The sequence below is a fragment of the Sorangium sp. So ce128 genome (genome assembly GCF_051525245.1).
Lineage (GTDB): Bacteria > Myxococcota_A > Polyangia > Polyangiales > Polyangiaceae > Sorangium > Sorangium cellulosum_B.
In genome coordinates this window covers 12,139,720-12,162,577 of sequence record NZ_CP150313.1, presented here as the reverse complement: position 1 = coordinate 12,162,577, position 22,858 = coordinate 12,139,720, and the positions used below count along the sequence as shown (strand labels likewise).

The following is a 22,858-nucleotide window of genomic DNA, read 5'->3' as shown; positions in this document are numbered from 1 at the left end:
TCTCGGGGCTGGGCTTCCGCGCCGGGTAGACAGGGAATTTCGATGAGCGTTGCAAAGGTCTCGGACACTCATTTTCGCTTACCCATCGTCAACTCGGCGCCGAAGATCCACGACAACAACAAGAGCCTGCTGGACTCGCTCCTCGCCGACCAGCAGAAGCTCACGGCGGTCGAGAAGTTCTCCAGGATGCACGAGGAGCACGCGCTCCCGGCGCAGTCCAAGTACTACCGCGACCTGATCCCGCTCGAGAAGCCGAAGCCCGGCCAGCAGTACGGCTTCGAGGTCGACCTCGACGCGTGCACGGCCTGCAAGGCGTGCGTCACCGCCTGCCACAGCCTGAACGGCCTCGACGACAACGAGGTGTGGCGCTCGGTCGGGCTCCTCCACGGCGGCACGCCCCAGACGCCGGCGCAGCAGAGCGTGACGACGGCGTGCCACCACTGCCTGGACCCGGCGTGCATGTCGGGGTGCCCGGTCAAGGCCTACGAGAAGGACCCGATCACCGGCATCGTCAAGCACCTCGATGACCAGTGCATCGGCTGCCAGTACTGCATCCTGATGTGCCCCTACGACGCTCCGAAGTTCAACGCGGAGCGGGGGATCGTGCGCAAGTGCGACATGTGCAGCGATCGGCTGGCCAACGACGAGGCCCCGGCGTGCGTGCAGTCGTGCCCGAACGGCGCCATCCGGATCACGATGGTCGACCAGCAGCAGGCCGTGCAAGAGAGCCAGACGAGCCTCTTCTTGCCGGGGGCGGCGGCGCCGGAGATCACGATCCCGACGACGACCTACAAGACGCAGAAGTCGCTCCCGCGCAACATGCTCCCCGCGGACTTCTACCAGGTGAGCCGGGAGCACTCCCACCCTCCGCTCGTCGCGATGCTGGTGCTGACGCAGCTCTCGGTGGGCGCGTTCTGCGTGAGCCTGGCCCTCAACGAGCTGCTCGGCGCGCAGGCGACGCGTGATTTCGGCGGCCACAGCGCCACGTTCGCGCTCGTCTTCGGGATCGCCGCGCTGAAGGCGAGCCTCTTTCACCTTGGCCGGCCGCAGTTCGCGTTCCGGGCCTTCCTGGGGCTCAAGACGTCGTGGCTCAGCCGGGAGATCCTGGGGTTCTCGCTCTTCGCCGGGGCCGCGACGCTGTACGCGGCGTCCTTCTGGCTGCCTGCGCTACCGTCGATCTCCGCGCTCCCGGTGCTCTCGGCGCTGCCCCCCATCGAGCACCTGCAGGCGCCGCTCTCCTATGCGGTCGCGCTGAGCGGGATCCTCGGGGTCTTCTGCTCCGTGATGGTGTACGCCGCGACGCAGCGGGAGCACTGGCGCGGGGCCCTGACGGGCTTCAAGTTCGCGACGACGGCGGCCATCCTCGGGAGCTCGACGGTCCTGATGATCGGGCTGCTCCTGAGCGCCGAGCACGCGGCGCTGCTCCTGACGCGGGGCTTCCGCGCGCTGAGCGCGTTCCTGTGCGTGACGACGGCGCTCAAGCTGCTCGTGGAGCTGTCGATGTTCCGGCACCTCCGGAAGCGGAGCCACTCGACGCTCAAGCGGAGCGCGATCCTGATGACGGGGGAGCTGAAGGGCGCGACGGGCTGGCGCTTCGCTTGCGGGGCGCTCGGCGGGATCGTCCTGCCGGCGCTCAGCCTCTTCTCGGCGCCGAACAGCGGCGTGAGCTCTGAAGTTCTGATGGCGATGGCGGTCGTGGCGTTCCTGTTCTGCCTCGCGGGCGAGTTCCTCGAGCGGTACCTCTTCTTCGCAGCGGCGCCCGCCTCCAAGATGCCCGGAGGGCTCTCCTGATGACGACCAGCGATGCAAGCGATGCGAAGAAGACGTCTCCGGCGCCCAAGCAGACGGACAACCTCCTCTTGCAGCGCAACGGGCCGCTGACGCGCGAGCTGCTGCTCACGCCCGGCGAGTTCGGCCTCGGGAGGGTGCCTGCGCGGCTCAAGCCCGACCAGACGACGACGGTCGTGTGCGGGTTCTGCTCGACCGGGTGCGGGCTGAACGTGCACCTCAAGGACGGAGAGGCGATCAACCTCTCGCCCAACACGGACTATCCCGTGAACCTCGGGATGGCGTGCCCGAAGGGCTGGGAGGCGCTCACGCCGCTCCGCGCGACCGATCGCGCGACCACGCCGCTCCTCAGGAACGCGCGCGGGAAGCTGGAGCGCGTGGAGTGGGACGTCGCGCTCCGCACGTTCGTCGACCGGTTCAAGGCGATCCAGGAGGCGCACGGCAAGGAGTCGGTCGCCTTCATCAGCACCGGGCAGATCGTCACCGAGGAGATGGCCTTCCTCGGGGCGCTCGCGAAGTTCGGGATGGGCATGTTGCACGGGGACGGCAACACCCGGCAGTGCATGGCGACGTCGGTGGTCGCGTACAAGGAGGCGTTCGGGTTCGACGCGCCGCCCTACACCTACCGCGATTTCGAGGAGTCCGACGTCGTGGTGCTCGTCGGCTCGAACCTCTGCATCGCCCACCCGATCATGTGGGAACGGCTCTGCAAGAACAAGAACCGCCCCGAGATCCTCGTCGTGGATCCGCGCAAGACCGAGACGGCGATGGCGGCGACGGCGCACTATGCGCTCAATCCGAAGTCGGATCTGACGCTGTTCTACGGAATCGCCCACATCCTCATCCAGCGCGGGTGGATCGACCCGGGGTACATCGAGGCGCACACGGTCGATTTCGAGGCGTTCAAGGCGCACGTCGAGGATTTCACGCCGGCGCGCGTCTCCGAGGCGACGGGGCTCAGCGAGGCGCAGCTCGCGTCGTTCGCGGAGAAGATCCATAACGGGAAGCGGGTGTCGTTCTGGTGGACCATGGGCGTCAACCAGAGCCACGAGGGCGTGCGGGTCGCGCAGTCGCTCATCAACCTGGCGCTGATGACGGGGAACATCGGCCGTCCCGGCACCGGGGCGAACTCCATCACGGGCCAGTGCAACGCGATGGGCTCGCGGATGTTCAGCAACACGACGGGCCTGTTCGCCGGCCACGACTTCACGAAGGAGGAGCACCGGAAGAAGATCGCCGGGATCCTCGGCATTCCGGAGGAGGTCATCCCGACCCGGAACAGCCTGGCCTACGACCAGATCATCGAAGGCATCTTGAAGGGGAAGATCAAGGGCCTCTGGATCATCGCGACGAACCCGGCCCACTCCTGGATCAACCAGGAGGATCTGCACGAGCTCCTCGGCCGCCTGGAGTTCCTCGTGGTGCAGGACATGTACGCCACGACGGAGACGGCGGAGCGCGCCCACCTCGTCCTCCCGGCGGCCTCGTGGGCCGAGAAGGAGGGCACGTTCATCAACTCGGAGCGGCGCATCGGCCTCGTCAAGAAGGTCTCGCGGGCCCCGGGCCAGGCGCTGGCGGACTTTCACATCTTCCAGCTGGTCGCCCAGTACTGGGGCTGCGGCGAGCTGTTCAAGGAGTGGAAGAGCCCGGAGGCGGTCTTCCAGATCATGAAGCGGCTCTCGAAGGGGCAGCCGTGCGACATCACGGGCATCGACGGCTACACGATGCTCGACGAGCGCGGCGGCATCCAGTGGCCCTACCCCGAGGGGGCTGCCTTCGAGACGAACGAGCGGCGGCTGTTCGAGGACGGCCAGTACTACCGCCCGGATCAGAAGGCGAAGTTCGCGTTCCAGGCGCCCCGCCAGCTGCCGGAGCCGACCGACGAGCAGTATCCGTTCACGCTGCTCACGGGGCGAGGGAGCTCCAGCCAGTGGCACACGCAGACGCGGACCAAGAAGTCGGCGGTGCTGCAGCGGCTCTATCCGAAGGAGATCTACGTCGAGCTGAGCCCGGTCGACGCGAAGAAGATCGGTATCGAGATGAACGAGTGGGTGGTCATCGCGTCCCGCCGCGCGGAGATCAAGGCGCGGGCGTTCGTCACGAACTCGGTGAAGCCCGGGGAGATCTTCGTGCCGATGCACTACGAGATCACGAACAAGCTGACGTTCCCGGCCTTCGACCAGTACTCCCGGCAGCCGTCGTACAAGGCCTGCGCGGTGAAGGTGCGTCGGGAAGAGGATCGCGGGTAGCCCGCGCGGCCTCCGCGAGGACAGCCTCCGCGAGGAGCGCGCGTGGGAGGCGCGCTCAGCCGCGCGCGCCCCGCCGCGGCAGGCGCGCGGCATCTTGCCATCGCAGCGGGCTGCGGGCCCTCGGCGCGGCCAGGCGCACGCCGCTCGCGGCCGGCGCCGGGGCGCGCAGGTGCCCGCTGCGCAGGTAATACGCCAGGAGCGTGTCCAGCAGCCGGGCGTTCATGGGGGGATACGCGATCGCCGTGCCGGCCAGCCCCTCGATCGTGTTCTGGCAGTCGAAGGCGGGCATCCGCGCGTACAGCTCCCATCGGGTCAGGTCGCCGTGGACCTTCTCGGTCAGCATCGGCAGGAGGGGAAGGAACGGGCTGTCGCCCGATCGCCGTACCCGCGCCAGCAGCTGCTCGCACCAGTGCGCGTACGGCAGCCGCGCCAGCGGATAGCCGCGGGAGACGAGCAGATCGAAGAAGCCGTTCAGATCGAGCCGCTGAGGCGGCGGGGGCACCAGGTGGAACGCCTTCCCCACCGAGCCCGGCCGGCACGACAGGTGCACGATCGCCCGGCTGGCGTAATCGACCGTCACGAGCTCCTTGCTCTGCGCGGGGAGGTCGGGGGCACAGCGCATCTCGACGCAGCCTTTGATCATCCTGCTCACGAAGTCGGTCACGTTGGCGGCGCCCGTCTGGCTGTGGCCCAGGATGGACCCGGGGCGGAAGACGGTGACGGGCACCCCGCGCGCGCGCGCGATCCACACGAGCTTCTCGGCGACCCACTTGCTCTGGGAATACCCCATGTCCGTGTGGAGGTGGTCCACCCAGCGATCGAGATCGTCGCTCTCCCGCACGGTCTGGGCGCCGGTGAAATAGCCGATCTGGCCGATGACCCCGATCGTCGAGACGTGATGCACGGGCTTCGTCCGGCCCAGGCAGGCGAGCCGCAAGATCTCCTGTGTCCCCAGCACGTTCGCCGCCTTGTGGGACGCGTACGGCTTGATGTAATTGACCTCGGCGCCGGCGTGGTAGATCGCGTCGACGCGCTGCGCGAGCGCCTCGAAGCGAGCCGGGGTGAGCCCGAGCAGCGGCTCCCTCAGGTCGCCGGGCACGGCGACGATCCTCGCGCTCGTCGCGGGATCCCAGAGCGAATAGGCCGTAAGGCTCCGCCGGAGCCTCGCCAGGCCTGCGGCGGCGTCGGGGGCGCGGACCAGGCAATGGATCGTGGCGCGCGTCTGCGTGAGGAGGTCGCGCACGAGAAAGGCGCCCAGGAACCCCGTGGCGCCGGTGAGGAAGACGTGACGGGGCGGAGCGCTCGTGTCGACGAACGCGCCGCAAGGGCGGATGTCGGGGGCGAGGGCGGCCTCCGCGCGGAGGTCGATCGCGCCCATCGACGCCGCGGCGCCGCGCGCCTTCCAGCGCCGCGCCTCCTCGACGGCGCGGGCGAGCCCGGCCAGGGTGGGCGACTCGAACAGCCGGCGCGCGGGCACGTCGACGTGGAAGACCGTCCGCACCTGGAGGAGCACCTGCGCCGCCAGCAGGGAGTTTCCGCCGAGCTCGAAGAAGTCATCGTCCACCTCCGGGCGGTCGGTATGGAGGACGGACGCCCAGATCTCGGCCACCCGGCGCTCGATCGGAGAGCGGGTGCTCTCCGGCGCTCCGGTGTGCAGCCGGCCGACGTCGGGCGGCGGCAGCGCCCGGCGATCGACCTTCCCTGTCGCGGCGAGCGGCAGCGAGGGCAGCACGACGAACGCGGCCGGGATCATGTAGTCGGGCAGCTTCTCCTGCAGAGACCGGCGCAGGCTCCTCGACAGGTCGCGAGACGCGGGGCCGCTGCTGTCCACGCCGGCCTCCGCTCCCTGCCACCGATCCCCGCACGGGGGGCGCGACGGAGGGCCGCCTAGGCCGAAGTCCGAGACGACGTACGCCACGAGGCGCATGTCGCCGGGCGCGTGCTCGTGGAGCACGACCACGGCCTCGCGCACGGAGGGGCACGCGCACAGCGCCGCCTCGATTTCCCCGAGCTCGACGCGGAAGCCACGGATCTTCACCTGGCAGTCGATCCGCCCCAGGAAATCGAGCGACCCATCGGCCAGATAACGGACCTGATCGCCCGTCTTGTACAGGCGCTCTCCCGGCTCCTCGGGCAAGGGGTTCTGGACGAACGCCGCGGCGGTCAGATCGGGTCGATTCAGGTAGCCTCGGGCCAGCCCGTCGCCGGCGACGTAGAGCTCGCCGGGCACGCCCACGGGCACCAGCTGGAGCCGGCGGTCCAGGACATAGGCGCGCGTGTTCGCGATGGGCCGTCCGATCGGCACGCGGGACGCGCCCTCCGGGACCGCACGCACGAGGTGAGCCGTGGAGAACGTCGTGTTCTCGGTCGGACCGTAGCCGTTCACGAGGTGCTTCGGGGCGCCTTTCAGGAGCACCTCTCTGGACAGCTTCGGATTGAGCACGTCGCCGCCGACGACGAGGTAGGAGAGCCCCTGAAAGGCGTCCGGGCTCACACGCGCGAGGTGGTGGAAGAGCGCCGTGGTCAGGAACAGGACGGAGATGCCTTCGCGGCGAAGGAGCGCGGGCATCGCTTCCGGCGACAGCAGCGTCTCGCGAGACACGATGACGAGGCAAGCGCCGTTGAGCAGCGCGCCCCAGATCTCGAACGTCGACGCGTCGAAGGAGAGGCTGGAGGCGTGCGCCACGCGATCCGACGGCCCGAACGCGACATACCCGGTGTCCCGTACGAGGCGGACGACCCCTCGGTGCGGGACAGCGACGCCCTTGGGCCGGCCGGTCGAGCCCGAGGTGAACATCACGTAGGCGAGATCGGTCGCGGCAGCAGGGATGGCCGGGTTCCTGTCGTCGCCGGGCGCCCCGTCGTCCTCGTCGAGGCACATGACGTCCCCGCGGAAGTCGAGCCGCGTCACCAGCGCTCGCCGCCCGAGGACGAGGCTCACCGCCGCGTCCTCCAGCATGAAGCGCAGCCGCTCGTCTGGCATGCTCGGATCGAGGGGCACGTAGGCGCCGCCGGCCTTGAGGACGCCGAGCAGGGCGACGAGCGCGTGCGACGACCGCTCGACGAGGACGGCCACGCGCAGGTCGGGGCCGGCGCGGCGCGCGGAGATCCGATGAGCGAGCCGGTTGGCGCGATGGTTCAGCTCGCGGTAGGTGAGCGCCTTGTCGCCCTCGATGACGGCGATGGCGTCGGGCGTCCGCGCGGCGTGCTCCTCGAAGAGCGCATGAATGCACGCGTCGCGCGGGTAGGCGGTCCGCGTCGCGTTCCAGACGACGGTGATCCGGCGCCGCTCGTCCGGCGTGAGCAACGGAATCTCGGCGATCGGCCGCTCGGCGTCCTCCGCTACGCCCGCGAGCAGGAGACCGAGGTGGTCCAGCATCCGCTCGATCGTCCCGGGATCGAACACGTCGGTGCTGTACGTCATCGTCGCGACGAGCCTTTGCTCCAGCGCCGTGACGGACAGCGACAGCTCGACCGGCGCTGCCGGGCGGGCGCGCGAGCGCCGCGCCGCTGTCGCCGCCCTGACCGCGGCGCGGCGCAGGACATCCCCGGGTCGCGCGAGCGCGAAGGTGGTCTGGAACGTCGGGTGATCGCTTGTGTCCTCCGCCGCCCCGAGCCCCGCGAGCGGCTGGTCCAGAGGCAGGTGGCGGCAGTCCTCGGCCGAGGCGATCTGCGCGCCGATCTGCGCGAGGAGATCTCGAAAGCTGAGCTCCTCGTCGATGCGGGCGGCAAGGACGAGCGGATGGCGAGGCCCTGGCGCCGCGCGCCGGCCCCACCGGCCGCCGCGGCGAGGCCAGGGTGTCCCGATCAGGATCTCGCTCTGAACGGTATGGCGGTAGAGCAGCGCCGCATAAGCAGAGAGCAGGGTGACGAAGAGCGTCGCGCCCGAGCCCCGGCGCACGCGGTCGAGCTCCAGGGCGAGCCGAGGCGGCAGCTCTCGCGACGCCGACGCGCGACATCGCGAAGGCGCGGGCGGGCGTGGGCGATCGGTCGCGAGATCGAGCGCGGAAAGCTCGCGCGGGAGCTCCCCCGGTGCGTGGGATAGACGAGCCTGTGTCGCGTGAGCGCGCATGATCGAACCTCCCTGTTGAACTGCAGAGGACGATGCGTGGGAGCTCTCAGACGGTCATCGAGCGTGCCTTGCGCTTCAGCGCGTAGGCGATACCGCTTTGCAGGGTGCCGCAGGTGACGAGCCCTCTGAGCTCGGTGCCAAGATCGACGAGCGCCTGCGCGACGACGGGGCGGACGCCTGACAGCACGACGTCGGCGCCGAGCAGCCTCGCCGCCTGCGCGACGCGGACCAGCGCGGCGGCCACCTCTCCGTCCACGGCCTTCACGCCGGTGATATCGAGTATCGCCACCGCCGATTGCTTCTCGCCGAGCGCGTTCAGCAGCGTCTCCAGGATCTGCTGCGCGCGCTCCCGGTCGATCGTCCCGATGAGGGGCATCGCGATCACGCCGTCGGCGATCGGGATGAGCGGCGTGCCGAGCTCCCGGAGCGCCGCCTGCTGCGCCTGGATCACCCGCATCTGGGCGAGCGTCTCCTCCTCGTACCGGAGCTGCTCCGTGATGTCCCTGAAGAACGCCGCCATGCCCGTCGGCTCGCCCGCCGGGCCCAAGACCACGAAGGCGGTGGTCTGCCCCATCCACTCGCTCCCGTCGGGGCGCCGGATCTTGAGGACGCCGCGCCATGCGCCGTCCTTCATCAGGGTCGGCAAGACCTCGTTGGAGAGCTGGCGGAAGGTTTCGGGTGCATAGAAGTCGGTCAGCCCACAGCCGACCGCGCCGTCGCCGAAGCCGCTCATCGCCTTGAAGGCGGTGTTGGCATAGACGACCTGCCCGCTCATGGACGTCAATGTGATGCCGTCTAGCGCATTGTCAATCAATGTCTTCGACACGCCGAGCTCTTCGGCCTGGAGGCGCTGCTCCACCTCCATGTCCTTTCGACCCGTGATGTCCTGGACTACGCTCATGACCTGGCGCGGTTTGCCAGCGCCGTCGCGCGCGAGGACGATCTCGCGCCTCGTGACCCAGCACCAGGACCCGTCGGCCTTGCGCAGCCGATACGCGAGCTCCTCCGAGTCGCTCGCCTGGCCTTCTCCCGCGTGATCGAGCTGCTCGCGAGCCCGGGTCTGATCGTCGGGGTGCGCCAGCGTCACGAACGCGTCGAGGCCCGCGAGGCTCGCTTCGTCCGGCGCATATCCGAGCTCGCCGGCCAGCGAGCGGTTCTCGTAGAGCTTTCGCTGCTCGACCGGATCGTGGACGCAGAGCAGGTACGGAATTGCCTGTAGCACGGCGTTCGTACGGCTGAGCTCGGCACGCAGGTCCCGCTCGATCTGCTCTAGCCTGGACACACGAGCGCGCAGGGCGGCAAGCTCACCATGGTGCGATTGGAGAACCGTCTCGTGAGGTGCCATCGATTTCCCCCGATGCTGGCTGCTGGCAAAGGTCAGGCGGTGGGCGGCGGTGGTGGACAGCTCGCCTCCACCAGCGACGTTACACCTGATGAGACGCCTTAGACAGCATCAATCTCAGCAGGAATACCGTCACAGTGGGGACAGTATGGCTCGCCGATCGATATTGTCACAGCGAGGACGTTTGCTGTGCTCATCGATCTATTGTGCGGTCCAGCGCTTGGTCGATTGCTTGGCTGCGCGCGTCTCCGACGGAGCGGGCGCGCGCCTGGCGCGGCTCGGTATGACGGATGCCCAGCGTCGCAATCGTGCGCTCGTCGCATGCACAGGGTCAGAAGACGCCTGATTCGGAGGCCACCCGTGTGGCGCTGTCATTCCCTGTGCGCCATTCTGGGCACCGCACCGCCGTGCTGCGGGATAGCGATGATCCGCCGGGCGAGCTCGCGCCGGCTCGCTACGGCGCCTCGCCGCGCCGCCGCGAGGCCAGGCGGGACGGTAGCGGCGACGAGGCGCTCGCCCCCGAGGTCGGCGATGGGGCGGATCACGATGCCGGGCCGGCGCCTTAGGAGCGTCGCGCCTCTAATCCAGGAAGCCCATCGAGACGGCCGCGGAACCGGGCTTGCCCGAGTTCGCGTTCAGATCGCCGGCACCTCCGCCGTCACCAGGGATGCCGAACTTGATCGGAGAGTCGGGTTCGACGTCAGGGCCCTGGTCGACGGAATGTGCCACCGCAAGTGAGTGTCCTCCGTGGCCTCCACCGCCCCGGCCCCCGTTGCCGCCCTTCCCGCCATCGCCGCCACGGCAGCCTGGCTGCGATCCAGCCCTGTTGCCTCCGCCAGTGCCACCGTACCCACCCACGCCGCCGTACTGGCCGTCCCCGCCCCGTCCACCGTTTCCGCCACGACCCGTGATGACGCTGGTTTTACTTACGCGGACGCTGGCGTGGTAAGACAGAATCCCGATGCTGGATCCGCCTGGGCCGCCGCCCCTCCCAGGCTTGCCGCCGCAGCCGCCAGCACCGCCGGAACCGCCAGAAGCGCCGCCCTGTGCCGCTCCTGCGCCGCAGTACGCTGAGCCGCCACGCGAGCCGCCTCCACCGCCGGCCCCGTAACCGTGCTGCCCTGCGTGGCCATCTTCGCCTGCGCCACCTTCCAGCCCCGTGTCTGTGACCCGACCCGGCCCTGATGCGCCGTTCCCGTTCGCGCCGTCATCCCCCGCCAGCCCGCCCCTCCCCTCTGTGCAGGACAGGATGGCTTGCCCAGTTCCACCCAGACCGTGGCTCATCGGATTCGTGATTGGCAGAGGGGAACCACTTTCACCGTCGCCACCATCATCGTTTGTGCCGATACCACCCATCCCCCCCGACGAGATGCCATCGTCACACGAGGTTGTGACTCGCGCCCCTCCCGTCACCGTATCGGCAGAGCACGCCACCTCTCCCGGGTTCCCTGGTGCCCCCTCTTGTGCTGCATCGACGCCTCCATCCGCGCCAGGAGCTCCATCTGCACCGTCCCCGGCTACGACCTCGCTCAAGCGCAGCTGTACCGTCACTGCCGGCAGGGCGCGCATGGCAATGGAAGCGCCGCCCGGCACGGTGGCATCTTGTGCGATCATACGGATTCTCGTCAGCGTCGTGATCACGCCGGCCTCGGGCGAGGGCTCCGCCGCCTGGTCCACGACGGTGAGCGGGATCCGGTTCGGACCTGGTGCGATCGTGGTGAGCTCGCCGAGTGGATGCAACGGCCAATGACTTGGCAGACCGCGGCAGTCGAGACCGCCCCACACGTCCATTCCTGCCGGCACACGGACTTCGACAGAGAATGTGTCGGCGCATGCGTACACCCGCATGCCACGCTCGCGGGCAAGCTCGAACGCCCGCGCAAACGTTTTTACCGGCAGATTCGGCGTGCCAGGCCAAGCATCATCGCCTTTGTCTGCCACATACACGCCCTCGCAGTCGACCGGACGATCGGCGTTGCCGGGATCCGCGTTGCAGGACTCCACCGGCGCGCATGTGAGGGTCTCCTCGCAACGTTCCCATACACCCGATTCGCTACCGCATCCGAGCGCCGCGCTCCCGTTGAACAAAGCGACTCCGAACAGCAAAGGCCGAGCACCCAGCGCGCGGAAGCCCGATTCCCATCTCGTCATCTCTTCCCACATTGCGCCCCCTACTGCAGCTCATGAGAGTCTGGGTCGTTCGGATCGATGGCCGCAAACGGCAGGAACTCGGCCGCCACGCCATCGTCGCCCTTGCTCTCCGTGACATTCGGATCGCCGCCGTCCCCTCCCTTCCCAGCAGTTCCAAGGAGAAACGTCGCCTGGACGTTCTCGCGCGTGACCTCCGCGGTCTCCAGGTACGCGATGGCTGCCGAATGACCGCCGAGCCCGCCGCCTGCGCTACCACCGGGCCCCCCGTTGCCGCCGTCGCCTCCGCGGCACCCTGGGAGCGCCCCGGGCACTCCACCGCCTCCCTCACCGCCGGGAGCTCCGCTTCCTCCTGGCAGTCCCGCCCCTCCCGCGCCACCCCGACCACCGCGGCCGGTCTGAAGGGTCGATCCGCGGATGGTGACCTTCGAACCTCTTGTGACGATGCCAGCGCTCACACCTCCGGCGAAACCGCCGGTCCCCTCCTTGCCGCCACAACCGCCGGAACCACCCGAGCCGCCGAACGCCCCCCCGACCGGCCCGGCACCACAGGCGGTCGCACCGCCGCGCGAGCCGCCACCACCTCCGCCTCCCTGACCCGGGCGTCCGAGGGTCCCGTCCTGACCCTTGCCCAGCGTGCGGACCCATCCCACAACGCCAGGAAGCCTTGCCCCCTGACCGTGCACACCCGCCGCACCGTCGAGGCCGCGCTGGCCGTCGGTGCACGCCATGTTTCCCTGCTGACCGACACCCCCGGTACCGGCGCCCGTCGGGTTCGGGTCGGGCAGCGGCTCCCCATGACCTGCGTTGAAGCCCTCATCGGGCAGACCGGGGCCGCCTTGGCCGCTGACCGAGGTTTCGTCGTCACACTCCGTCGTGACCTCTCGGGTTGCAGGCACGTCATCGACCGTGCACGCGTCGGCTCCCGCGTGTCCAGGCCGCCCATCGGCCGCCGCTGCGTCCTCCGCCGGAGCTCCGGGCTCACCGTCGGCTCCGTCACCTGCAACGATGAGGCTGTCGATCACCTCGATCTCGCTGCCAGCGGAGAGGTAGATCCCGATCGAGTTGCCGCCCGGCATCGCGCCCCGTCCTGTAATGACTTCGCTCGCAACGAGCTTGAGCTCGGCCTCATCGCGCACAGCGACGATTCCGATCGAGCACGCTGCTGTTCGGTCCATCTCGTTACCATCGGGCGCCACGATCCGCAGGTTCGCGAGCGTGACTTCCCGCCCTCCGAACGTCACGACTTCACGCTCGGGCTGCTTCGGGGCGATGACGGTCTTCGCATCGGCACCGAGGTGCTGCCAGCCGTTCGTGCAGTCGAACCCGCCCCAGATGCTGGTGTCGTAGAACCAGATACGTTCGTCGAAGGTCTCAGCGCAAGCGTAGACATGGTGGGGGTGACCGCCCGCCTCCACGAGCTCGAGGGCCTTGCGCAGTGTTTTCAGGGGTGCTGCGCGCGTTCCTGGATTCGCGTCGTCGCCGAGACTTGCGCTGACGAACAGGCCGCACCCATCTTGCGGAGGCTCCACCGTGGGGTCGTCGACACAGATGGGATCCTCGTGACCGGAGGAACACCCGTACACGACAGAAGCGATTCCGAACCCGAACGCGATAGGCACCAAGGTGGCCACAGCCACCCGGCGTCGACCTTTCGATGAGGTATCCATGCTCCGAAGCTCCACGTTTGTCACCACACACCCGCCATGACAAGCCCCATGCGCTGCCCGCTCACCGTGGGTACCACACGCACCCCATCGCTGGACGGTGAGGTTCGGTCCACGAGCAGAGACACGAGCGTCAGCGCACCGATCGCGCCGCCCGAGGCCAGGGTCACCCATCCGGCTGTTTTCAGAAGATCCCGCTCCTCCTGCAGGTCGCGCAGCTCCGAGCACGCGCGCGGTGCACTGGGGCCGGCACATCGGCTCGCATCCTTGTCCGCGCCGCGCAGCGCGGTAGCTCGGTCGTGGAGCTCATCCTCGGTGTACGCGCTCCAGATCAGCAATCCACAGCCGGCTGCCATGGTTGCCCCTGCCACGACCGCGCCAGCGATGCGCAGCTTCGACGCCGTGGAGGACGGCTCCACGGAAGACGACGCCTGCGCCCCTGGCGTCGAGCTCCGCATCGAGGTTTCCTTCGCAGGAGCGCCCGGCGCTGCGGCGCGCGGTACCTGCAGCGAGATGGTCGTCGGCTTCCCGGCCTGCGCGTCGAACGACGCGAACGCCTCCTCATGGCCCGCCAACCGGGCCCGCACCATGTGCTGACCGGGCTCCAAGAACAGCCGGTAGCTCCGCGCAGGCGCGCTGATGGGCTTGCCGTCGATGAGCACCTCCGCGTCCGGCGGGTCGACAGACAGGTAGAGGGTCGCGACGTGCGACGCTGCCTTGCGCTGCCCGGCCTCGAACCGCAGCTGTAGTTCAAGGGGCAGGACGTTGCGCTGCTCGAGACTCCAGGCGAGATGCTCGGCAGCATCACGGTACTTGCGCAGCTCGAGCTCACACAGGCCGAGCTCTCCGGCGATCTCCGCGCGCTCCTTCTCCGTGTTCGACGCCGGGTCTGTCGCATCGAGCGCCGCATTGTAGGCCGCGTATGCCTCGGTCCACCGACCTGCGTCACGGGCTCTCTGCGCACGGCGTACATGGTCCTTCACCGTCGAGCTGCCGCTTCGCTCCAGCGTCGAATAGATGTCCTCGGCGCTGGCGGGGCTCGTGTAGACACCAGCGGCGCCAAGCATCAGGCAGAATAACAACGAAGGCGCAACGTCACGCATGCGCGGAACGTACTTACGCCCGGCGCGCGGCGTCAACGGCGACAAATTCGAAGGGAAAGAACGTTTTGCCAGGCAAAGATCGGCCCGACGACGCAAAGGCGCCCGTCGCCCCTCCGCGCAGTGGAGTTGCCCAGGTACGCACATCACAAAGCGTACATTATCCTACCAAAGTTGACCGACCCTTCTCTTTCTTGAACCCTTCCGGCCAGCTCAGGGGTGCTACCAGCTGTGGGCAAGCCAGCACGAACTCCCCCCCACTTCGAGCGCTTCCGCCGCCTCATCAGGCGGCTCGGTGTCCCCGCGCGACACGCCGAGGACCTCGCGCAGGAAGCGCTCCTACGGGACTGGGAGGCGAGAGGGCGGATCGAGACGGGCGTGGATCCAGCGCCGTACTCCGTCACCATCGCCCTGAACCTCGCCCGCAGCCACCTACGGGACGCGAGCCGTCGGGGTGAGGTCCTGACCCCGTTCGACGAGCACGACTTCCGCGGGGACCAACCGAGCCCGGAAGCCTTGCTCCGGAGGCAGGAGCGGGAAGCCGTCATGCGCGACCTGATCGAGCAGGTCGACCCCAAGTACCGCGACCTCTTGGTCGAGCACGAGCTCGAGGAGAAGTCGCTCGCCGAGATCGCCGCCAAGCTGGGGCTCAAGCTGGACGCCGTGAGGAGCCAGCACCGCAGGGCACGCGAGCAGCTGGACGAGGCGAAGCGGCGCTGGATGGCGCAGCAAGAATTCCGGGGCTGGGACAAGGTGCCCTGCGTTCCGGTGGCGTTCGGCCTGTTCCGTCGCTCGTGGTGGACGACCGCGCTGCACCTGCAGAAGGTCGGGGCGAAGGTCTTCGCGCAGGCGGCGCTCGTCGTGCTGACAGGCGCCGTCGTCGCCACAGCGCCACGCTCGTCAAGCTCGGCCGGTACGACCCCGCGGTTACGGCCGGCAGCGATCCACGCCGGTGCGGCCACGCGCCCGCAGCAGCACACCGCGCCGCCCCTCGACGAGCCAGACGCACGCCGCGCGGTCGCCGCGGCCTCGCCCCGGGTGCAGGGCGGCATCCCGGCACCCGGCGAGAATGCACCGGTCGCGATGAACGGCAAGCCTGCTTCACCGGCCGCAACAGCTGCGCGTTCCTCGCCGCCCGTCCGCGCCGTGCGCCCGGTCGCGAGCGAGCGCGAGAAGGACTTGATCCTCCAAGCGCGCAAGGCCATCGAAGCCTACAACGCCAGGGCTGACGTCGAGGCGCGACGCCTGCTCGACATGCACGCCATGGAGTTCCCTCGGGGTCAGCTGGCCCGGGAGCGCGAGGCGCTGCTGCTACAACTTCGCTGAATCCGCGGCGGCCCTGGAGACAGATAGCCAGCGGTGGAGGCGGCGGGGTTCTTGAGCGACGTCAGGCCGAGATCCGCCCTGCGCCGGGCCAGGAGAATGAGCAGGTCCATGACACGCAAGGAAGCTGTGGCGGAGCATAGGCGCACGTCCCGTCGAGTCGAGATTGGTGCGCCCCCGGCAGTGCACGTTCCCTTCGAGGCCATCATGCGCCACTCGAGGATGATCCATGCGGTGTTGCGCCAGTTCGGCGTGCCCGCTCGCGACCAGCCCGATGTGATGCAGGAGATCTTCCTGTCCGCCTGGCGCAGCGTCGAAGGCGGAGGATTTCGGCCCCGTCCGGAGGTGCCGCCGAAGAAGGCTCTACAGAGCTGGCTCTTCGCTGTTAGTTGGCACCATGTCTTCCATTATCGGGAACGCCTGCACCGGTGGCACAGGGAGCTTGCGGCGTTCGCGGCTCCAGGGATAGCGAGGCATGTACCCTCGCCCTTCGGCCAGATCGAGGCCCGGATGGCGCTTCGTTGCCTGGAGCGGCTCAAGCCCGAGATCCGTGCCGTGTTCGCGGGCACCGCCGTGGGCAATACCGCTGAGGAGATCGCAGCAGAGCTTGGTGCGCATCCAGGCACGACGAACAAGCGGCTGCGCCGTGGGCGAAAGCAGTTACGGAGGCTCCTCCGCTGAACGAGGTGTGGACGTAGCGCGCCGTCGCCGCGCACGCCCGCGATGGCCATCAGTCGGACTCCTCGGCGGACCATCAGCCAGCCTGAGCGTCAACAGCGCGACGCGGCCGCGCAGTACGCGGCAAGGCGCTCGCGCGGCACCGGGGGGCGCGCGCCGAGGCGGCCGAGGTTGTCGATGAGCAACTCGAGGCAGCTGTTGCCCACCCGCTCGCCGACGCCGAGCGCCGTGGCGTGGACCCGCTCGACGCCACACGCCACGGCCCACAGCGCGACCGCGGTTCGGGGACCGTGGCAGGGCGCACGCCCACGCCGCGGCGGAACCGACGAGCAGCGCGGTGTCGCGATGCCACGACTCCGCATCTAAATGACCGATCGTGATTCTTGAACAACATCACGCTGCCCGCTGAAGAATGGCCCCGGCGCCGGTAATGCCTCCCCGGACGGCGGCGGCGCCGATTGACCGGGGCGTGGCTCGCTCGATATTTGGATCAGGATGCGGGGTGCTCGCCGGACCCGGCTATCGGAGCCAGGCGGCGCGGGCTCGCCCGGCGAGCCGTAGGGGGCAACCATGGCGTTCTGGGATCACATCGCGAGGGTGACGGGATCGGCGATCAACCCGGTGCTGGACAGGCTGAAGAACGTCGCCCGTGACGTGTTCCAGGATCCCGTCATCGGCCCTGTCGTCCCCCACCTGCTATTCCCCCTCAAGAACCCACCCGAGTTGTTTCAGTGGTTCGCCGATCTCGCCATCGCTTCGGTCGCGGCGGGGCTGTCGCCGGCGGCGGCCGCCTTGATCGCCAGCTACTTCCAGTTCCTCGAGGTCCAGGCGAGCGGGAAGCTTAAGGCGATCCCCGAGCCGCTGCGCGGATGGCTGCAGCCGCACTACGGCGTGGACCTCGGGAACGTCTACTACGCCGAGAACATCAACACGATCCATGGGCAGGCCATCACGGTCGAGCGCCACATCTACTTCCCGCGGCCCATCGATCTGAACGACTGTGGAGACATCAAGTGGCTGATCCACGAGCTCCAGCACTGCGAGCAATATCGCGTCCTCGGCGGACATGTCCAGTTCATGGTCAAGTACATCTCCCAAGTGGCCGCCGAGCTCCCCGCCATCATCGCGCGCCTGGCACAGACCGGCTCCTTCAGCTCCGAGGAGGCTCACGACCGGCTAGGGCTCGAGGCCGAGGCCATCCAGAAGGCGAGCACGATCGGCCCCGGCATCTGCCAGAAGGTCGCCGGCGGACCTCCGCTCACGCCCATCCCGGCTCCGACCACGAGGTTCTTGCTACAGACGGGGACCGTCCTGCACGAGACCCACGAGGATTTCGACTTCCTCCTGGCCCCCAACCAGGATCTGTTCGCGATCAAGAAGCAGGGAACTGGGACGGGTACGACCGAGGTGCACGTCCTCTCCGCCGCGAGCAACTACCAGCAGTTCATCCTCCAGACCGGCACGGCACTGCACCCCACCGACGACACCTTTGCGTTCGCCATCGCGCCGAACCGCGACATCTTCGCAATCAAGAAGCAGGGAACCGGGACGGGCACGACCGAGGTGCACGTCCTCTCCGCCGCGAGCAATTACCAGCAGTTCATCCTCCACACCGGGACGGCGCTGCACCCCACGGACCGCAACTGGGCCTTCGCCGTCGCCCCGAACCGCGACGTCTTCGTCATCAAGAAGCAGGCAACCGGAACGAACTCCACCGAGGTGCACGTCCTCTCCGCGGCGAGCAACTACCAGCAGTTCAGCCTGCAAACCGGGACGAGGCTCCACCCCACGGACGACAACTGGGCCTTCGCCCTCGCCGCGAACCGAGATGTCTTCGCAATTAAGAAGGAAGGCGGAGGGACCAACACGACCGAGGTCCACGTGCTGGCCGCCGCCAGCAACTACCAGCAGTTCACTCTCCAGACTGGCACGGTGCTCCACCCGACCGGGAGCAACTTCGCCTTCGCGATCGCGGCCCAGAGGGATCTGTTCGCCATCAAGAAGAACGCGACGGGCACGAATTCCACGGAGGTGCACATCGTGGATCTCCCGTAGCCGGGCCGCGAGTCCCGCCGGCCGGCGTCGCCGCTTGGCGCCGGCCACGGGCGCACTGCGGAAAGCCGTCCGCCGCGGCGGCGCACGCGGTGGTCCTTCACCGACCCGACGCGGGACACGATGATCACCGACAGACGCGTCGCCCCGCGTATCTCACGCGACCAAGCGCAGCCCTCACCTCGCCTCAAACCCCGCGCGGGAAGTCGCCCAGCGGCGGGAAGCGCGGGTCCTCCGTCGGATCGGGCGACGGCGGCTCCGGCTGCTCCGGCCCCGGATCCCCCGGGTTCGGCGGGAGCGGGGCATCCTCGTCGTCGCCGGGAATGTCCGTCTTCGCGAGCTCATCCTTGTCGTCGTTCATGACGGCCTTCCACTGCAATTTTCAAACCGCATCACACGCACGACCGCTCGACCCACCGCTTGACGCCCCCGCCCGGCCCCCCTGATCTGCGGCCAGCGTGCTCTCGATCCGCCACGACCCCTTCCCGCTGGAGGCCGCCCGCGACCTGCTCGGCATCGTGCGCGCGCTCTACGCCGAGGCGCGTACACGCGGGGCGAGCGTGGCAGATCTCCACGCCATCGCCGCGGTCGGCGACGACCTCCGGCAAGCGATCGCCCTCGCCGAGGCCCATCCGCCCGGCACGCTCGGCTTCTCGTCGGCCTGGGCCCGCGCCGAGCGCGCGGCGGGCCGCGTCGGCGAGCTCGCGGACGCCGTCGCGCCCGCTGCGCCCATCGTCCGCGCCGCCCTGGCGCGCGTCGGCGGGGGCAACGTCACCCCCGGCGGGTGAGCGCCCCCGCGATCGGATGGTCCGGCGCGACGGGCCAGGCGAGCGCGCGCGACGCGGCCGCGCAGTACGCCGCGAGGCGCTCGCGTGGCACCGGGGCGCGCGCGCCGAGGCGACCGAGGTTGTCGACGAGCAGCTCCAGGCAGGTGTTGCCCGTCCGCTCCCCGACGCCCAGCGCCGTGGCGTGGACCCGCTCGACGCCGCTCGCCACCGCCCAGAGCGCGGCCGCGAGGCCGAGCCCGCGATCGTTGTGGCCGTGCCAGTCGAGCTCGATCCCGGTCGCCCCCAGCGCGCCCAGCTCCCGCCGGGCGAACGCGACGAGCGCCTCGACCCCCGGCGGGGTGACATGGCCGGTCGTGTCGCAAAGGCAGAGGCGCGCCGCGCCGGCGTCGACGGCGGCGCGGAAGAGCGTGCGGAGCATGTCGGGCGGCGAGCGGGTCGCGTCCTCCGCGACGAGGCAGAAGGGCAGGCCGGCCGCCGCGGCCGCCCGCCCGGCCTCGTCCACGCTGCGGGCCAGGAAGTCAGGCCCCCACCCCTCGACGAAGTGCCGGATCGGCGAGCTGCCGATGAACGCGTAGACCATGATCGGCGCCCCGGCGCGCTCGGCCACGCGGGCGACCTCCTCGACGTCCGCGGCCAGGGTGCGCGCGGCCGCGGTCAGGCCGAGCGGCAGGCGGGACGCGACGATCTCCCGGACGAGCAGGCACGCGTCGTCGAACTGCCGCGGCCCGGCCGCCGGGATGCCGAGGTTCACGACGTCGACGCCGACGCTCGCCATCGCGTGGAGGAGCTCGATCTTGAGCGCGCGCGGCGGGTTCACCGTGGAGACGCCCTGGATGCCGTCGCGCAGCGTCTCGTCGAGCACCTCGACGGGCCGGGCTCCCCGGTCGAAGGGCAGCCACGCCTCGCCCTCGGCGCGCGCGGCGCCCCACGCGTCGGCCACCAGGCCGCCAGGGGGCGGCTGCAAGCCACCGCGGGGCGGCTGCAGGCCACCGCGGGGCGGCCGCAGCCCGCCGGTGCCGGGGGGCGACAGCTGCCCGCCGAAGCCGGGGGGCGACAGCAGCTCACCGGGGCGCGGCGGGCGCTCCCCCGGCGCGGGCTCTGCGCGGTTCCAGTCGAAGGGGGCCGCGGCGCCGGGATCCCGGCCGTCGGCGCTCATGCGCTGCATCTCATCTCGAAGGGGGCTCTCGGCGTGGCGCGGGCGCGGCGCACTGCGTCGATCCGCGCCGGGGGAAAGGTTACTTCATGTCGGCCGCCGGAGCAGGTCCCAGCAGCGCTCGGCGAGCGCCGCGCCCCGCGCCGCGAGTGCATCGAGCCCGCGCCAGGCGCCCACGCCCGCAGGACCGGACCACCGCGCCCGCCGGCGAGAGCGGCTTTCCGCGCGGAGAGCGGCAGCGTAAAAAGCTGACCAAGGAGCAACTTGCTGCTCCGGGACACTTACCTGGGCAACGGCGACGGGATGCTGTCCACGCCGCCGGTCGACGTGCCCATCGACGGCGTGGCGCAGCTCGCCGGGGGCTACCAGCACACGTGCGCGCTGAAGGCGACCGGCGAGATCCTCTGCTGGGGCGAGAACGCCGACGGGCAGCTCGGCGTGGGCCAAGGGGTCGGCGACCAGCCTTCGCCGGTCGCGGTCAAGTTCGAGCCCTGAGCGAGAGCGGCGCTCGTGACAGGCGCCTTGTCGGGCGCGGCGCCCGTCGTGGCGCCGCGCCTCGAGCTCCGCTGACGGCGCGCGCCTCGCCTGGGCGGCGAGCCGCCGCGCAGCAGCCCTCTCCGCACGCTCCTCCCGAAGTTGACTGGAGCTCGCGGAGGGCCGGTCCACGGCCCGTCCTCGCGCCGGGTGAGCCCTTGTCTCCGCGCGCGGCGTGACATGTCGCGGATCGACCGTGACATGTTACGAATCGATCGTGACATGTCACGGATCGATCGTGACATGTCACGCCAGCGCCGCTGCGACTGCGCCCCCGGCGCGGCCGAGCGCACGCCGCCCACGCTGCGCGACAGCCGCCTTCGCGAAGCCTGCACAAGGACCCTGGCAGGGAGACGGCCATCTCGGGGATGGCACACAGGGTGCACTGATGCACCGGTGCGCCGGCGAGCCGGAGCTCGCGAGCGCGCCTGCAGCTTCGCGGCGAGACACCTCGGCCGCGCCGGAAGCCGAACGCCGAGCTTCCATTCACGCGTCCTGTCGTGAACCAGGAGGAGCACCCAATGATCACTCGACGGAAGTTGTTGACGGGCGCCGGAGCGCTCGCCGCCGCGGCGGCATTGCCGCGTGAACCTGCCTGGGCCGATGGCCCTTCAGGAGAGGAGTGGGCCCCTTATCCTAACGTGGCCACGTGGGGCGGCCCGAAGAAGATCCTCGAAATCTTCCTCTACGGAGGGCTCTCTCCATGGGAAACGTTCCACGTCGAGCAGCGCGGCGAGGTGTATTCTGGTGGCCTGCTCGACGCGTTCAATGAGACGTCGATCTCCGGCTGCGGCGGCTCAGGGAACGGAACGAACTCCCAGACCAAGGGGGGGATGCTGTGGAGCCCCGCGACGTCCCCGCTCTGGAGTCGACCCGACCTCCTCGCCCGCACGCGCGTCGTCACGATGACGCACGAGTTCACCGCGCACCCCGTGGCGATCCCGTATGCCCTCACCGGGCGGCGCTTCGGCGATAGCCGCGCGGCCAGCCTCGGCGCGGCGATGAAGCGCCGCTACCCCGAACAGCACACCTCCTACGTCCTCATGCCCCCGAGCTCGCGCTTCTTCCCCGGGGATGCCTCCGCGTTCGACGCGTGGCTCGCGGTCGGCATGCACGGCTCCGCGACGCGGCCCGTGATCGTCCCCATGAGCGCCGCCGCGAGCGACATGGCAGCCTGGGCAGCGCGGAGCAACGTCGTTCCGGGGAGCGACGCGCTGAATCAAGTTTATGCCGGTCTCTACGAGGCCGGCCTCGACGGATCCCGGTCGCGCGGGTTCGACGCCTACGCGGCCGCGCTCGACAGCTTGCCCGGGAGCCCGGACCTCGTGCCGGTGTTCAACTCGAGCCTCCGCACCGAGGGCCCCACGGCAGTGCATTGCTCGACGAACTCCCCCAGCCCCGGACCCGCCGTGGGATCACCGCTCAACACCACGAAGGCGAGCCTCGACATGGCGGCGTGGCTCTTCAACACGAAGGGCACGCGCTACGTGGGCATGGTCGACGTCGGGATCGGCACCGACACCGCGGCGGCGTACGACGGGCACGGGCACACCGCGGGCGTGACGTTCGGCAACCTGTACAACCTCCTGAAGGAGCTGAGCCGGGTGACGAGCTCGACGACGCCGGAATCGGAACGCATCAGCATCAACGACACGCTGATCATCCTCAACACGGAGTTCGGTCGCACCATCGAGCCGGACCAGCCCGCTGGCCGCAACCACTACGGTCGAGGCTACGTGGTCGTGCTGCTCGGCGGTCCGATCCAGCCCACGGTCTCGGGGGAGCCCAGGCGGATCGGCAGCTTCGATTGGATGACCGGGGCCCCCCTCGGCAGCTACACGGCCGCCAACCTCGCGTGCGTGGCCCTGACGGCCGCAGGCATCGATCCGCACGTCACGGACAACTTCGCGGTCGGCGAGCTGCCGCCGGGGCCTCCCTACGAGGCACCGTTTTTTCAGGCGTGA

At 69.6% G+C, this 22,858-nt stretch carries 16 protein-coding genes; 8 read left to right on the top strand and 8 right to left on the bottom strand.

Features of this window, described 5'->3' with window-relative positions; all coding sequences use genetic code 11:
- Nucleotides 1-42: 42 nt before the first annotated feature.
- Nucleotides 43-1,791, top strand: coding sequence for a DmsC/YnfH family molybdoenzyme membrane anchor subunit (locus tag WME82_RS46125; protein ID WP_438040527.1), 1,749 nt, complete (start codon nucleotides 43-45; stop codon nucleotides 1,789-1,791).
- Nucleotides 1,791-4,037: a molybdopterin oxidoreductase family protein gene (locus WME82_RS46120; RefSeq protein ID WP_438040526.1), complete on the top strand. Its 2,247-nt coding sequence runs from the start codon at nucleotides 1,791-1,793 to the stop codon at nucleotides 4,035-4,037. Before WME82_RS46125 ends, WME82_RS46120 begins: the two co-directional genes overlap by 1 nt.
- 55 nt (nucleotides 4,038-4,092) lie before the next feature.
- Here the strand turns inward: WME82_RS46120 and WME82_RS46115 are convergent, their stop codons facing one another.
- The 5 genes from WME82_RS46115 to WME82_RS46095 form a co-directional block, all read right to left on the bottom strand.
- A complete protein-coding gene (locus tag WME82_RS46115; RefSeq protein ID WP_438040525.1) occupies nucleotides 4,093-8,109 on the bottom strand; it encodes a non-ribosomal peptide synthetase in 4,017 nt (1,338 codons plus the stop codon).
- A 46-nt stretch (nucleotides 8,110-8,155) separates the two neighbouring features.
- Nucleotides 8,156-9,331, bottom strand: a complete 1,176-nt coding sequence (locus tag WME82_RS46110) for a PAS domain S-box protein (protein ID WP_438040524.1) — start codon at nucleotides 9,329-9,331, stop codon at nucleotides 8,156-8,158.
- A 699-nt stretch (nucleotides 9,332-10,030) separates the two neighbouring features.
- A complete protein-coding gene (locus WME82_RS46105) occupies nucleotides 10,031-10,180 on the bottom strand; it encodes a hypothetical protein (protein WP_438040523.1) in 150 nt (49 codons plus the stop codon).
- A 1,442-nt stretch (nucleotides 10,181-11,622) separates the two neighbouring features.
- The gene (locus tag WME82_RS46100) at nucleotides 11,623-13,269 is read right to left on the bottom strand and encodes a hypothetical protein (protein ID WP_438040522.1); all 1,647 of its coding nucleotides are present in this window, start codon (nucleotides 13,267-13,269) and stop codon (nucleotides 11,623-11,625) included.
- A gap of 20 nt (nucleotides 13,270-13,289) precedes the next feature.
- Nucleotides 13,290-14,369 (bottom strand): hypothetical protein, encoded by a 1,080-nt coding sequence (locus WME82_RS46095; protein WP_438040521.1) that lies wholly within the window; start codon nucleotides 14,367-14,369, stop codon nucleotides 13,290-13,292.
- Nucleotides 14,370-14,585: 216 nt separating this feature from the next.
- Here WME82_RS46095 and WME82_RS46090 point away from each other — a divergent pair, with 216 nt between their 5' ends.
- Nucleotides 14,586-15,692, top strand: a complete 1,107-nt coding sequence (locus WME82_RS46090) for a sigma-70 family RNA polymerase sigma factor (protein WP_438040520.1) — start codon at nucleotides 14,586-14,588, stop codon at nucleotides 15,690-15,692.
- 108 nt (nucleotides 15,693-15,800) lie between these two features.
- Complete coding sequence (locus WME82_RS46085) at nucleotides 15,801-16,370, top strand: RNA polymerase sigma factor (protein ID WP_438040519.1); 570 nt, start codon at nucleotides 15,801-15,803, stop codon at nucleotides 16,368-16,370.
- 89 nt (nucleotides 16,371-16,459) lie between these two features.
- On the opposite strand, the gene WME82_RS46080 is transcribed toward WME82_RS46085, so the two are convergent.
- On the bottom strand, nucleotides 16,460-16,729 hold the full coding sequence (locus WME82_RS46080; protein ID WP_438040518.1) for a hypothetical protein: 270 nt from the start codon (nucleotides 16,727-16,729) through the stop codon (nucleotides 16,460-16,462).
- Between the two features lie 208 nt (nucleotides 16,730-16,937).
- Here WME82_RS46080 and WME82_RS46075 point away from each other — a divergent pair, with 208 nt between their 5' ends.
- Nucleotides 16,938-18,422 carry a hypothetical protein gene (locus tag WME82_RS46075; RefSeq protein WP_438040517.1) on the top strand — a complete coding sequence of 495 codons (1,485 nt, stop codon included), beginning with the start codon at nucleotides 16,938-16,940 and terminating at the stop codon, nucleotides 18,420-18,422.
- Nucleotides 18,423-18,606: 184 nt separating this feature from the next.
- Here the strand turns inward: WME82_RS46075 and WME82_RS46070 are convergent, their stop codons facing one another.
- The gene (locus WME82_RS46070; RefSeq protein ID WP_437547347.1) at nucleotides 18,607-18,780 is read right to left on the bottom strand and encodes a hypothetical protein; all 174 of its coding nucleotides are present in this window, start codon (nucleotides 18,778-18,780) and stop codon (nucleotides 18,607-18,609) included.
- 97 nt (nucleotides 18,781-18,877) lie between these two features.
- Here WME82_RS46070 and WME82_RS46065 point away from each other — a divergent pair, with 97 nt between their 5' ends.
- Complete coding sequence (locus tag WME82_RS46065; RefSeq protein WP_437742767.1) at nucleotides 18,878-19,207, top strand: hypothetical protein; 330 nt, start codon at nucleotides 18,878-18,880, stop codon at nucleotides 19,205-19,207.
- On the opposite strand, the gene WME82_RS46060 is transcribed toward WME82_RS46065, so the two are convergent.
- Nucleotides 19,191-20,363, bottom strand: coding sequence for a 2-isopropylmalate synthase (locus tag WME82_RS46060; RefSeq protein WP_438040516.1), 1,173 nt, complete (start codon nucleotides 20,361-20,363; stop codon nucleotides 19,191-19,193). The genes WME82_RS46065 and WME82_RS46060 overlap by 17 nt on opposite strands.
- Before the next feature lie 261 nt (nucleotides 20,364-20,624).
- Here WME82_RS46060 and WME82_RS46055 point away from each other — a divergent pair, with 261 nt between their 5' ends.
- Together WME82_RS46055 and WME82_RS46050 are read left to right on the top strand one after the other, a co-directional pair.
- Nucleotides 20,625-20,855, top strand: coding sequence for a hypothetical protein (locus WME82_RS46055; protein ID WP_438040515.1), 231 nt, complete (start codon nucleotides 20,625-20,627; stop codon nucleotides 20,853-20,855).
- Nucleotides 20,856-21,415: 560 nt separating this feature from the next.
- Complete coding sequence (locus WME82_RS46050) at nucleotides 21,416-22,858, top strand: DUF1501 domain-containing protein (RefSeq protein WP_437742765.1); 1,443 nt, start codon at nucleotides 21,416-21,418, stop codon at nucleotides 22,856-22,858.